The organism is Ignavibacteriota bacterium (assembly GCA_016713565.1).
In the GTDB taxonomy this organism is placed as follows: domain Bacteria; phylum Bacteroidota; class Ignavibacteria; order Ignavibacteriales; family Melioribacteraceae.
Map to the genome: position 1 here is coordinate 561,649 of JADJOX010000008.1, position 13,983 is coordinate 575,631.

The 13,983-nt window shown below is 31.3% G+C and carries 11 protein-coding genes; 5 read left to right on the forward strand and 6 right to left on the reverse strand.

Annotated features, from left to right (window positions below; translation table 11 throughout):
• Positions 1 to 3: 3 nt before the first annotated feature.
• Genes IPK06_17165 through rsmA form a run of 3 tightly spaced genes read right to left on the reverse strand, consistent with a single transcriptional unit; the run spans position 4 to position 3,096 of the window.
• Entirely contained in the window at positions 4 to 948 is a 945-nt protein-coding gene (locus IPK06_17165; protein MBK7981700.1) for a phosphatase PAP2 family protein, read from the reverse strand.
• Positions 945 to 2,330: a magnesium transporter gene (gene mgtE, locus IPK06_17170; protein ID MBK7981701.1), complete on the reverse strand. Its 1,386-nt coding sequence runs from the start codon at positions 2,328 to 2,330 to the stop codon at positions 945 to 947. Before mgtE ends, IPK06_17165 begins: the two co-directional genes overlap by 4 nt.
• Positions 2,314 to 3,096 (reverse strand): ribosomal RNA small subunit methyltransferase A, encoded by a 783-nt coding sequence (gene rsmA / locus IPK06_17175; GenBank protein MBK7981702.1) that lies wholly within the window; start codon positions 3,094 to 3,096, stop codon positions 2,314 to 2,316. The genes mgtE and rsmA overlap by 17 nt, the downstream gene beginning before the upstream one ends.
• Before the next feature lie 96 nt (positions 3,097 to 3,192).
• Between rsmA and IPK06_17180 the strand changes: the two genes are divergently transcribed.
• Together IPK06_17180 and blaOXA are read left to right on the forward strand one after the other, a co-directional pair.
• Positions 3,193 to 4,164 (forward strand): ROK family protein, encoded by a 972-nt coding sequence (locus IPK06_17180; GenBank protein MBK7981703.1) that lies wholly within the window; start codon positions 3,193 to 3,195, stop codon positions 4,162 to 4,164.
• Positions 4,154 to 4,975, forward strand: coding sequence for a class D beta-lactamase (blaOXA, locus tag IPK06_17185; GenBank protein MBK7981704.1), 822 nt, complete (start codon positions 4,154 to 4,156; stop codon positions 4,973 to 4,975). Before IPK06_17180 ends, blaOXA begins: the two co-directional genes overlap by 11 nt.
• A gap of 6 nt (positions 4,976 to 4,981) precedes the next feature.
• Here the strand turns inward: blaOXA and IPK06_17190 are convergent, their stop codons facing one another.
• The 3 genes from IPK06_17190 to IPK06_17200 all read right to left on the reverse strand — a co-directional run bounded on the left by IPK06_17190 (position 4,982) and on the right by IPK06_17200 (position 10,086).
• Entirely contained in the window at positions 4,982 to 6,937 is a 1,956-nt protein-coding gene (locus IPK06_17190; GenBank protein MBK7981705.1) for an ABC-F family ATP-binding cassette domain-containing protein, read from the reverse strand.
• Between the two features lie 13 nt (positions 6,938 to 6,950).
• A complete protein-coding gene (locus tag IPK06_17195) occupies positions 6,951 to 9,173 on the reverse strand; it encodes a T9SS type A sorting domain-containing protein (protein MBK7981706.1) in 2,223 nt (740 codons plus the stop codon).
• An 85-nt stretch (positions 9,174 to 9,258) separates the two neighbouring features.
• Complete coding sequence (locus IPK06_17200; protein MBK7981707.1) at positions 9,259 to 10,086, reverse strand: PHP domain-containing protein; 828 nt, start codon at positions 10,084 to 10,086, stop codon at positions 9,259 to 9,261.
• Positions 10,087 to 10,414: 328 nt separating this feature from the next.
• On the opposite strand from IPK06_17200, the gene gap reads away from it, so the two are divergent.
• The 3 genes from gap to IPK06_17215 all read left to right on the forward strand — a co-directional run bounded on the left by gap (position 10,415) and on the right by IPK06_17215 (position 13,940).
• Positions 10,415 to 11,473 carry a type I glyceraldehyde-3-phosphate dehydrogenase gene (gene gap / locus IPK06_17205; protein ID MBK7981708.1) on the forward strand — a complete coding sequence of 353 codons (1,059 nt, stop codon included), beginning with the start codon at positions 10,415 to 10,417 and terminating at the stop codon, positions 11,471 to 11,473.
• A gap of 208 nt (positions 11,474 to 11,681) precedes the next feature.
• A complete protein-coding gene (locus tag IPK06_17210) occupies positions 11,682 to 12,878 on the forward strand; it encodes a phosphoglycerate kinase (protein ID MBK7981709.1) in 1,197 nt (398 codons plus the stop codon).
• A 159-nt stretch (positions 12,879 to 13,037) separates the two neighbouring features.
• A complete protein-coding gene (locus IPK06_17215) occupies positions 13,038 to 13,940 on the forward strand; it encodes a rhomboid family intramembrane serine protease (GenBank protein ID MBK7981710.1) in 903 nt (300 codons plus the stop codon).
• Positions 13,941 to 13,983 lie beyond the last annotated feature (43 nt).

The following is a 13,983-nucleotide window of genomic DNA, read 5'->3' on the forward strand; positions in this document are numbered from 1 at the left end:
TAATTAGTATTTAATTAATTCATTACCTGATTTATTCTGCCACCAGTTAAATAAATATTTACCCGTTATAATGGTAAAAATCATAAAAACCATTCCGCCTATTAAATCAATTACGTAATGATATCTTAAGTAAACAGTGGCGAAAATTAAAAGACTTCCGTCAATTAGAAAAAATAATTTATTTTTTGATTTCAATTTTACGGCAAGATACATTACTAACAAAGTCATCTGTGTATGTCCGCTTGGAAAAACATCGCGTTGGACGTGAAGTACCGGATTTAAAGTTCCGCTTGGTATTGATTCTCCGGAATTTACAATTTCCCTTAAAAAATTGGTTAAGAATAAACCAGGAAGTTCAACATTGGTCATTTCAAAATTATGTAAAGTAAATCTTGGCCCAACAGCGGGCAAGAAAAAGTATCCAATGTAGGATAGAAAAAATCCATAAACAATAGTGAATATAATATAGTTGAATTCGATTGATTTATTTTTAAGTTGAAATTCGATACCTAGAATTATTGGGAGAAAGAAAAAAGTGCCGTATGCAATTTGAAGTATTTCTGTTAAAACTGGATTTGCAATTTGAAATAAAAACACAGTCGGATCCAATCCCAAAATAAATCTATCGGCCGCGATAAGTAAATAGTCATAATCTTGCGAGTGGATAGAATTCAATAAAATATAAACTTCTTTGAAGGATAAAAATATTAACGGAACTACATAATAAAAATGAATGTTCTTCCAAATTTTACTTTTGGATGTATTTGATTTATTTGCGAAAAAAAACACAATTAAAATTAAAAGTACATCCAATAAAATCAGAACATACCAATATTCAATTTTTTCGAAAAAAATAATATTGACCGAAATTAAGAATAGATAAAAAAATATTACAACCAAGTCGGTTGCCGATAAAGATTTAATTAAGCTTTTAATGAAACTTGTCATTTAAAAATGAATAATGTTAGAAGTGAAAAGTAAATAATTAAACCAATAATGTCATTTGTTGTTGCAACAAAAGGACCAGTGGCAATCGCCGGATCGATATTAAGTTTATTCAAAATTACCGGAACTATTGCTCCAACCATTGTTGCGTTTACCATAATAATAAATAAGGAAGCTGAAAGTATGTATGCAAAATTCAAATCGACTCTAAAAATAAAATATGTCAGAAGTAGTAAGGCAACCGTGCATGCAATAGAATTTATAAAAGCAACACGAAGTTCCTTAATTAATCTTTTAAAAGTATCATTTTCCCAAATCTCTCCGGCGTTAATTGCTTGAACCATAACTATTGCTGATTGACTTCCGGCGCTTCCGCCCATTGCCATAACAATCGGAATAAAAAAACTCGCGATTATTATTTGTTCTATTGAAGCTTGAAATGAAGCGAGAACTACGGCGCTTATAAGTTCTCCCGAAAGAGAAACAAACAGCCAAGGTAATCTGTTTCGCGAAACTCTAAATGCGGAATAACTAATTTCTTCTTCTTCCGTTAAGCCTGCTATTTTTTGTATATCTTCCGAAGCTTCTTCGTGAATTACATCTTGAATATCGTCAAAAGTAATTCTGCCTAGCATCCGTCTATGTTCATCAACAACCGGAATCGTTACAAGTCCGTATTTATGCATTATATTTGCGACTTCTTCTTGATCCATATCTGTTGTAACAAAAATAAGATCTTCCTGCATAACTGATTTTATTCCAACATTTAACGGATTTACCAATAAAGATTTTAAAGTGACTGTTCCCACTAATTCATCGTTTTCCTTTAAAACATAAATTTGATATATATGTTCAAATTCCTCGGCATTTTTTCTAACTTCTTCTATCGCGTCTTTTATTGTCGCGTTTGATGTTACATAGACAAAATTGCTCGTCATTATTCCGCCTGCGGAATCTTCAGGATATTTGAGCAATTCTTTTAGATCTTCGGAATCTTCTTTGTCTATATTTTTTAGAACTTGTCGGGCAATAGGTTCAGGTAAATCACTTACAATATCGGTCGCGTCATCTGAATAAAGTTCTTCAACAATATTAGAGATGGTTTTTACATCTATATCTTTGAGTATTTTTTCTCTTTGACTTTCATCGATATCTAAAATAACTTCAGCAGCGGTTTCAGAATCGAGCAATGAAAAAGTATATTTGGCGCTGTACAAATCGAGTCGATTTATAATTTCCGCAATATCGGCAGAATGAAGATCAGCAAATATATTTAACAAACTTTGAGAAGCTTCATTTTCAATCAAACCATTAATGCTTTCCAAAAGTTCGGTATCAACTTGCAAAACAGTTTTTACATTTCTTATTTCATTTTCTGGAGGCATTATCTTTTTGTATAAATTCGGTTAAAATTATAAAATCGTTTAATTCCAATTCTTCGGCTCGTTTTGTCAAATCAATATTTATCGCCGAAAAATTACATTGTGCAAATATACTATTCCTAAGCGAATTATTTAAAGTTTTTCTACGATTTCCGAAGGCTGCTTTTACAACTTTAATAAATGTTTCATTATTTATAAACGGCAATTCACTTTTGTCAAATTTTATATGAATAATTGAGGCATCAATATTCGGCTTTGGGAAAAATACATTTTGCGAGACTTTTGTTACTAAAGTAATTGTCGCAAAATATTTAAAAATTACGGTTAATGATCCATATTCTTTTGTTCTTGTTTTTGCTGTCAATCTTTTTGCAATATCATAAGGAATTATTAAACAAGCTTCATTTATAGAACTTTTATTTTCAAGTAATTTGAATAATATATTTCCCGTAAGATTAAATGGGATATTTCCAATTATTTTCAATGGGAATGCAGTTTTTAATTCATTGAAATTAATTTTAGTAAAATCGGAATTTATTATTTCAGCCGATGGATACAATAATTTTAATTCATCAATTACACGTGTATCGATTTCAACTGCAATTAAACTCTTTACTTTAGTAATTAGTTCATTTGTAATAAATCCCTTTCCGGGACCAATTTCCAAAACCGAATCATTCTCAATTAAATTCAGACATTCAATCATTTTAATGACTATATTTTTATCTTTTAAATAATTTTGTCCGAATTTTTTTAGAGGTTTTATCAGCATATTAGTTATAACTTTTTTAACTTATTTATTAAAATTGTAAAATATATTTTATGTGCCCAAAATAGCAATAAAATTTAATTTAAGAGGAATAACTTGGCAAAAGATTATATTATTTCGGTGGATTTAGGCGGAACGAAAATTCTTTCTGCGATTATCAACAAAGAAAAACAAATTATAGAAAGAACAAAGGTCGCGACGGATATTAAAAAAGGCCCTGACTTTCTTGTTGAATCAGTTGTTAAAAGTATTGAGGAATTATTAAAGAAAACCGGCGTTACCGAAAATCAAATTAAAGCAATTGCGCTTGGTGTTCCCGGCACAGTAAATCCACAAAGCGGAATAATTTCCGTTGCGCCTAATTTGAAAATCGAAAATTTTAATATTAAAAAGGAAACTGAAAAATATTTCAACATTCCTTTGCTATTGGAAAATGATGTTAATATGGCTGCGTTGGGAATTAAATATTTTGAATATAATAATACAATCGTAAATGGGTTGGTTGTTTTTCTTGGCACCGGAATAGGCGGCGGATTGATTTTTAACGGTCAATTTTACAGAGGTTCATCATTCTTTGCCGGAGAAATAGGTCATATGAAAGTTCGGGCAAACGGTTATTTTGACGGTGAAGGAGCAAAATCTACTTTCGAAAATCTTGCAAGCAGAACGGCAATTGTAAATAATATCATTAAAAGATCTGAAAAGAAAAATACTGTATTGAAAAAAATAATTAAAGATAAAGAAAAAATTAAAAGTAAAAATTTACAAAAAGCCATTGAACAGAAAGACGAGCTTGTAATTGAGGAAATTGAAAAAGCATGTAAAATTGTAGGAACTGTACTTGGAAGTATTACTACTTTACTAAATTTGGATACAATTGTTTTGGGCGGCGGTTTAATTGAAGCCAACGAAAAATTTATGATGGAAAAAATAGAAAAAGCGTTTAAAAATGCCGCTATAAAAGATGCCGCAAAAGTTGTGAATTTAAAATCAACAAAATTGGGTGACGACGCTCCTTTATACGGAGGTTATGCATTGGTCGAGGAATTTATTAAAGATGAAAATTAAAATTTTCATTCTGCTGTATTTATTTATTATTTGTAATGGTTATTCTCAAACATCAATAAATGAAATTAGTAAAAATATTGTAATTAAAACCGAATGGGAAAATGTTTTCAAAGATGCCAACGCAAAAGGGACATTTCTTCTTTATAATTTAACTATTGATACGCTGTTTGCTTATAATCTTGAAAGATCAGAAAAAAGTTATTTGCCTGCCTCGACTTTTAAAATCCCTAATTCTTTAATTTCATTAGAAACGAACGCTATTAAAGATGAAAATGAAATTATTAAATGGAACGGTGAAAAAGGATTTATTGACGCGTGGGATCAAGACCATAACCTTAAAAGCGCAATAAAATATTCAGTCGTTTGGTTTTACCAAGAATTGGCAAGAAGAGTTGGTTTTGAAAATATGCAAAAATTCTTGAATGAAATTAACTACGGCAATAAAATGCTTGGTGATAAAATAGATACATTTTGGCTGGAAGGAGATCTAAGGATAAGCGCGGTTGAGCAGATATTGTTTCTAACAAAATTTATTAATCAGGATCTTCCGTTTACAAAGCGTAATATGGAAATTGTAAAAAACATTCTTCTCGTAGATTCATCCGAAACTTACAAAATGTATGCTAAAACCGGCTGGTCGGCGCGCGTAAAAAATGAGACCCAAATTGGATGGTATGTTGGATTTGTTGAAACTCAAAATGTAGGATGGATCTTTGCGACGAATATTGATATCACAAAAGATGAGGATTTGCCGAATAGAATAAATATTACAAGAACGATTTTAAAAAATGAAGGAATTATTACTAAATAATATTTGCTAATCTATTTGTTCTAACTCAATTGTAATTTTCTCAAGTTCTTCGCTATAGTTTGTCCAGATTTCATACTGTCTTTCAAGTTCAAACTTAACTTTGTCATATTCAATTTTATTTTGTTTGGCCAGCATAGGATTTGAGTAAACTTTTTCATTCATCATATCCAATTCCAAACTAGTTTTGGAGCTTTCCAATTTATCAATCTCAATTTCACACTGAGTAATTTTTGTTTTAATTTCTTTTGTTGCTTTGTGAAACTTCTGCCTTTTTTCTGCTTCAAATCTTTTTTGATCTTTCCGAGAAATTTTACCGCTGAAATCGTCATTCTTATTTTCATTAATTTCGGAAAAATCAGATTCTTCGCGTTTAACTAAATAATAATCAATTCCTCCGTAATAAGTTTTAAGAGTTTTATTTCGCACTTCAATTACTTTAGAAACAATAGGTTTTAAAAAATCAACATCATGAGAAACAATAATTAAGGTGCCGTCAAATTTACCTAAAGCATTTTGCAGAATTCTTTTAGAATCATAATCCAAATGGTTTGTAGGTTCATCTAAAATTATTGTATTTGCTTTTGTAAGCAGAACCTTTGCTAGTCCCACACGACTTTTTTCTCCACCGGAAAGAACTTTGATCTTTTTAAAAACATCGTCGCCGTTAAATAAAAAAGCTCCTAATAAAGTTCTAAGCTGTCCAATTGTATTTTCTGAATCGCTTTCATAAAGCTCAGTTATTATATCATTTTCCAAATTCAAATTATCTACAACATCTTGCGCATAAAATGAAATGAGTGTGTTATAACCTAATTCAACGTTGCCCGAAGTCGCTTCCAATCGTTTTGATAAAATTTTGGATAAAGTAGTTTTACCGGCACCGTTTGGACCGACCAAAGCTATTTTTTCGCCACGTTCTATATCTAAATTTATATTTTCTAAAACAGAAAGATTTCCGTATGCTTTTGAAACGTTATTTAATTTTAAAGGAATAACGCCGCTTGGATTTGTATCGAAAAAATGAAAATTAATTTTATTTTCTGTTTCAACTAATTCAATTCTTTCAATTTTTTCCAGTTGTTTAATTCTGCTTTGAACTTGTTTTGCTTTGGTCGCTTTATATCTGAATCTTTCAATAAACTGCTCGGTTTGTTTAATTTGTTTTTGCTGTTCAGCATAATCTAATTTTAATTTCTCCGCGCGTTCTTCTTTGAAGTTCAGATAATCATTATAACTGCCTTTGTAAAAAGTTACATTCTTATTATAGATTTCTAAAGTCTTTGTGCAAATATTATTTACAAAATATCTATCGTGACTTACAAGTATAATTGCGCCTTTATATGATTTTAGAAATTTAACGAGCCACTGTAAAGAGTCAATATCAAGATGATTAGTCGGTTCGTCAAGCAAAATAATATCATTATTTGATGAAAGAATTTTCGCAAGTTCAACCCTCATTTGCCAGCCGCCCGAAAGCTGCGAAGTTGCGTTATCGAATTGATCTTTAGAAAACCCTAATCCCATTAAAATTTTTTCAATCGTTGAGTTTATTTCGTAATAGCCAATTTCCTCTTTAAGATGATTTAAATTTCCTATTTGCTTAATAATTTCATCATGCTCATTTCCGCTTGATGGTAGTCTGTTCAACTTTGCCTGAAGCAGTTTATCTCGTTCATCAATTTCTATAATTTGCGTTAAAGAATTTCTTACATCCTCAAATATTGTATGATTGTTAACCGAGATTAATTCTTGCGGAAGATAACCTATCTTTAATCCTTTTTTAAATGATATTGTTCCATTCTCTTGGGATTGTTTACCCGAAAGCATTTTGAGGAAAGTTGATTTTCCGGTTCCGTTTGATCCTACCAAAGCAATTTTATCATTCGGCAGAATTTTTAAATTTACATTTTCAAATAAATTTTCACCGGTAAATTGAACTGAAAGGCTGTTAATATCTATCATAAAAACTTAAAATTTATTTGCGAAGAATGGCAAGTTTTGTATGTCCAATTTGATTTACTTCCGGATCGTAAGCGACAATAATATAAATTCCCGAGGCAACAAATTTACCATCTTTATCTTTGCAATTCCAGAATGTAGTTTTCCCGCCGATGGATCTGAATTCTTGAATGACTTTTCCGGCTATATTTAATATTTTTATTTCCGAGTCTTCAACCAATCCGTCTATTATAACATTGTTGTTAGAGGAATTTGAAATTTCAACGGGATTGGGATAAACTGTAATATCAGAAAAATTTTCATTTGGTTTTATAAACATTGTATTTATTGAGGATAATCCGAAATCTGTGCCAATGTAAATTATTCCGTTTACATCATCTATTGAAATATCTTTAATATTATTTGAAGGAAGAGAAGAGTTATCGGTCGTAAAATTATTTAATAAAGTTGAGCCGTCCGAACTCAATAGAAAAACACCTTTTGCGGTTCCAAACCACTTTTGGTTAATAGCGTCAACAGCAACGGCATTAATAGTTTCTGATCTAATTGCAAAGTAAAGATCATTTCTTAAAGATGATGGATTTGACGGATCGGTTATTACATCAACACCGCTGCTTGTTCCAATAATCAGTTCTCCAAATTTATCAATTGCCAAATCTCTAATATCCTTGTTTCTAAGTCCGTTACTTGTTGTTAATCTCCCCCATGTGTCATCATTTAAATTCTCTAAGGTTTCACCTTCGTTGAAATAAAATAATCCTTCAGTTGCCGCGTCACCGCCAATATCACCGGAGAACCACTTTGTGCCGAACTGGTCAATTACAAGATCTTTTACGCTTATTATTGTAGAATTAAGCGGACTGCCCAATTCATAACCTAAAATTGTTCCGTCATTTTTCAAGACGCTGATCGGTTTTTTATCCGCTGCCCAATAATTTAAAATCCAGGCATTACCGTTTTTGTCTTCCTTTATATCATTGATGACGAGAAAAGTATTGTTTTTCGGTATTCCAATTAAATTTGAATTATTAGCGTCAAATCTTTGAAATAGATTATCTTTATATCTTACAAAACCTCTGCCCCAAGTCGAAAAATACACCGAATTTCCAGAAGCATTTACTCTGTGAAAATCATTTATTATCATGCTGCTAGTGTTTTGTGTATTAAAAATTGACCATTGCTGATTATTTTGGTCAAATTTTACTACACCAATTCCTGCCCCATCTTTTCCAGTAGCGGACCATAAGTTGTTTTCGTTATCGATCGCCAAACTAATCAAACTGTTTGTCGCGGGCGCGTTGGGAACAACAAAGATATTTTTCTGCTGATCAAAAATCAATAATCCTTTATTTGTGCTGACATAAATTTTGCTTTGCTGATCAATAAAAAAACTTTTAAATACTGAACCGGTCTCAGTTATAATTTCTTCATCGGTTCCATTGAATTTATGAACTGAATTTGCAAGCATAATATAAAGATTCTGATCTTTTGCAATTACATCTAAAACTTTTGTTTCGGCGAATAAAAATTGTGTCCAGCTTCCATTAGAAAATTTAAGCAGACCCCGATCACTTGCCGCATAAATATTATTGTTAAACTCAATTAAAGAGTTTATATTGTTTGAAACAGTGATATTTAGATTAACCCAGGATTCCGGTGCGGTTAAATTTATCGCGCCGGCTTTTTTATATGCGATTCCGGCTTGAGTAATAATGTATAAAGTACTGCCGTTATAAACTCTTTTAACCGGAGTTTGACTGTCAAATTCACCAAACTTTAAAATGCTGTCAAAGAAAGAAAAATCATTGATATTTACCAAAGTTAAACCAAAAGCTGTTGAAACAAAAGCGGTATCGCCGGAGATATAAATATTATTTATACTTTTAATTGATTTATCGGTTTTAAAAATTTCGAGTATATTTTTTACTTCTCCGGTTTGGGGTGTATAAATAATAATATACCCTTCGTTTGTACCAATCCATATTTTTTCATTTTTATCTTTACTTATTGAAGTAATATTTTGACTTAAAAGTCCGTTGGATTTTGTTAAAATTTGAAACGAACTATCTTGTGGAGAGTAACTGAAAATTCCTCCGTCGGTTGCGGTCCAAATTGAATTATTTAATTCGCATGATTGAACAACATTCTTAAAATTGGAATAATTCTGCCAGCTCTTAATTGATTGCGAAAATGACAAACTGAAATTAAAAATTAATATTAATATGATGATTTTTTTCATCTGTAACTCAATTAGTTCAATTAACCAAAATATAAGGATTTCATGAATTTTATCTAGTCTAAATTTTTTTGACCAGAGAAGATAATTATTTTCTTGAATTTAATTTTGAAGCATTTTTAAGATTTGATAAAAATGTTTCAGTTATATAATATTTACCCATATTCGTTTCATCGTTTCTAAAACCTCCGTGAAAATCCGATCCGCCGCTTGCTAACAAGCAATATTGGTTAACAATATCAGTATAATATTTCTGCTGATATTTCTTATGCGATGAATGAATCACTTCTATTCCGTCAATTCCTAAATTTATAAGATTTTTAAGAATCGTATCCTTCATATTTCCCGGATGAGCAATAAATGAAAGTCCGCCTGCATCGTTAATGATTTTAATTGCGCTTTGAGGCGATACATGAATTTTTCTTTCAAAAGCCGGACCGTCGTCACCAATATACTTTTGAAAAGCCTGCATATAATTTTTAATATAACCCTTTTTATAAAGAGCTTTTGCTATGTGGGGACGACAAATTGGCGCATTCTGTGAAAATTCATGAACATCTTCTAAGGTAATTTTGATATTTAACATGTTTAATTTTTTAATTATTCTTTTAGCTCTTTCTATTCTTTCATCTCTAAAAAATTTCAAAACATTGTTTAACTCTTTATCTTTATAATCAATAAAATAACCCAAAATATGAATTTCCGTACCTTCAATATCTGTGCTAATTTCAACGCCGGGAATCACCTCAATTCCAATTTTTTTTCCGTATTTAATCGCTTCATCAATTCCGGCTACCGTATCATGATCTGTAATTCCGATAAATGAAATTTGTCTTGAATGTGCTAAATCTAATAGAAGTTTTGGCGGTAATGCTCCATCAGAATAAGTCGTATGAGTATGTAAATCTGCTTTAATTTTCAAAATTGACAAGAAATTTGGGTTATAAAATTTTTAATTGGAAAAGTACAAAAATTTATTCTATAAATCATATTTTAGTCAGGATCAAATTTTAAATTGGTATGTATAAAATTACAAATAAGTGATTAATTATTTGAGAATTATCAATTGAGCGTAATTTTTGTCTTATTTTGAAATAATATAATTCCTATCATTTATAAATTTGGGATATAAAACAAGATTTTTAAGACTTTAACATCTTCATTTTGTATATGAATTTCTAAAATATTATCTTTGACAATTATAAATTTATTTTTTTCATAACAAAGAATTAAAAGGAGAAGAAATGGCTATAAAAGTTGGAATTAATGGTTTTGGTAGAATTGGGAGACAAGTAATTAATGTACTTGCCGAAAAAGGAATGCTTGGCAAAGAAGTTGATATTGTAGCTGTAGTTGACGTTAGCACAGATGCAAAATATTTTGCTTACCAATTAAAATATGATTCTGTTCACGGAAAATTTAAAGGTGAACTAAGCAGCGCAAAAAGCGATCCTACATTGGCTGATGATGACTTAATTGTTGTAAACGGCGATAAAATTAAATGCGTAATGGCTCAAAAAGATCCTTCGCAATTACCTTGGAAAGAATTAGGTGTTGATATTGTTATAGAATCAACCGGTTTGTTCACAGATTCGGAAAAGGCAAAAGGTCATTTGGCAGCCGGCGCTAAAAAAGTTTTAATTTCAGCTCCAGGAAAAGGCGATGTTAAAACTATAGTAATCGGCGTTAATGATAATGAATATGTTGCCGATACACATCATATTGTTTCTAATGCATCATGCACAACCAACTGTTTGGCTCCCGTAGTTCATGTATTGTTAAAAGAGGGAATTGGAATTGAAACCGGTTTAATGACTACAATTCACTCATATACTGCAACTCAAAAAACAGTTGACGGACCTTCAAAGAAAGATTGGAGAGGCGGCAGAGCTGCTGCTATCAATATTATTCCTTCATCAACAGGCGCCGCAAAAGCTGTTGGCGAAGTTTTGCCGGTAACAAAAGGGAAATTAACCGGAATGTCATTCCGCGTTCCTACTGCTGATGTTTCTGTTGTTGATTTAACTTTCAGAGCAACCAAAGATACTAGTATTGAAGAAATTGATGCGTTGATGAAAAAAGCTTCTGAAACATATTTAAAAGGAATTTTAGGTTATGCAAATGAAGAAGTTGTTTCTTCAGATTTCATTCATGATGAAAGATCATCAATTTATGATTCTTTAGCTACAATGCAAAATAACCTAAAAGGAGAAAAGAGATTCTTTAAAATAGTTTCTTGGTACGATAATGAATGGGGTTATTCAAATAGAGTTGTAGACTTATTGTTAAAAATGGGTAAATAAGCCTATTGAAATAAATTCAATAAAACGCAGTCTAAATTATTGGCTGCGTTTTTTATATGTTTAATTATTCTGTCATTCCGGAATGTTTTTAACCGGAATCTATTCACATAAAACTATGGATTCCCAAACAATGTTTTCGGGAATGACAAATCTTGATTGCTCTTCAAAAACTTATATGAATTAAAATTTTATTTTATTGGAGATGAAAATGGGAAAATTATTTATTGAAGATTTAGACCTTAAGGGTAAGAAAGTTCTTGTACGAGTGGACTTTAACGTTCCTTTGAATGAAAATTTAGAAATTACGGACGATATTAGAATTACTTCTGCATTACCAACAATCGAAAAAATAATTAAAGATGGCGGTAAAGCAATTTTAATGAGCCATTTGGGCAGACCAAAAGGCGGACCGAATCCAAAATACAGTTTAAAACCAACGGCTGTTCGCTTAGGCGAATTATTGGGAAAAGAAGTAAAATTAGCGCCGGATTGTATTGGCGAAGAAGTAAAGAAGATGGTTGATGCTATGAAAGACGGAGACGTTTTAATTTTAGAAAATGTAAGATTCCATCCCGAAGAAGAAAAAAATGATACGGAATTTGCTAAACAATTGGCAAGTTTAGGGGATGTTTATATCAATGATGCATTTGGTTCCGCTCACAGAGCTCACGCTTCTACTGAAGGAATCACAAAATATATTGGTCAAAATGCTTCCGGCTATTTAATGAAAAAAGAATTGGACTATTTAGGAAGCGCAGTTGAAAATCCTAAAAGACCGTTTACCGCAATTTTAGGCGGCGCAAAAATTTCAGGAAAAATTGATGTTATTCAACAATTGATGAGCAAAGTAGATAATTTAATTGTTGGCGGCGGTATGGGTTATACATTTTATAAAGCTCAAGGAATGGAAATTGGAACTTCGCTTTTGGAAGCTGACAAAATCGATCTCGCAAAAGAAATTTTGGAAAAAGCCAAATCATCTGGAGTAAATTTTTTATTGCCTGTAGATGTTGTTGTTGCGTCTGAATTTGATAATTGCTCAATTTCTGAAGTTGTTCCCGTAAATGCAATTCCGGCAGATAAAATGGGATTGGATATTGGTCCAAAAACGATAGAGAAATTCAAAGAAGTAATTCTTAACAGCAAAACAGTCGTTTGGAATGGTCCAATGGGTGTTTTTGAATTTGATAATTTTGCAAAGGGAACAAATTCAATTGCCGAAGCTTTGGTTGAAGCTACCGAAAAAGGTGCGATAACCGTAATCGGCGGGGGAGATTCTGCCGCTGCAATTAAAAAAGCTGGTTTGGATGATAAAGTATCTCACGTTTCTACCGGAGGAGGCGCTTCTTTAGAATATTTGGAAGGAAAAGTATTGCCGGGTGTTGAAGCGCTTACAAACAAATAATACTGAAACATTTTCCAAATAAGTTAGTCTAATCTTGCAAACCTCTGAAAATTGTTTGAATATTGAACAAATCAGAGGTTTCCTTATTTTTAATATATTTTTAGATATATTTTAGTAAATTCGATCAGTGAAAATTAAAGTTATTTAAAGGGATTTTTAATGTCTTATCAAGAATATAGACCTCGGGGATTTGGCGGATTTAGTTTTTTCCCTCCGGTAATTAAAAACATTTTAATTATTAACGGTATTGTTTATTTCATTTCAATAATTGCCCAAAATGTTGTGGTTGGCGGCGTTTTGCTGGATAATTTAATCACAAAATATTTTGCATTAATTCCATTCGGTAATGATTATTGGAGTTTTATGCCATGGCAGTTAATTACCTATCAATTTTTACACGGAAGTTTTTCTCATATTTTCTTTAATATGTTAATGCTGTGGATGTTCGGAATGGAAATTGAAAATATTATGGGATCGAAGAAATTCTTAGTGTTTTATCTGCTTGCCGGCATTGGCGGAGGATTATTACAGTTATTTTTGGGCGGAGGTTCCGCTCCAATTATCGGTGCTTCCGGCGCTGTTTTCGGAGTAATGGTTGCTTTTGCAATGTATTTCCCTGACAGATTGATTTACGTTTATTTTTTAATTCCCGTTAAAGCAAAATATCTTATTGTTTTTATGATGGTAATTGAATTTTTATCTGTCGGCGATGCAAGTTTTGTAGCGCATTTAGCTCATTTGGGCGGAGCAATTGTAGGCTTTGTATTTGTAATGTTGGATAGAAGAAACAGTTATAATTTTGACAGAATGTTTGAAAATTTTAAAAGTAAAGTTGATTATACAGATGATTCGAAATTTGAAAAAAAGAAGTCACCGTTTAGTTTTGGCAAAAAAGAAGCAAAAGAAGCCGAATTTTTTGAGATAAATTCACCTAAAAAAAGCGGTGATGAAATATCTCAAGAAACAATAGATAAAATTCTTGATAAAATTAGTCAGAGCGGATATCAAAACTTAACTGAAAAGGAAAAGAAAATATTGTTTGAAGCAAGCAAGAAAAATTAAAATTTACATTTCTGTGAAAATATTTTCTTTTTATTTGAATTGT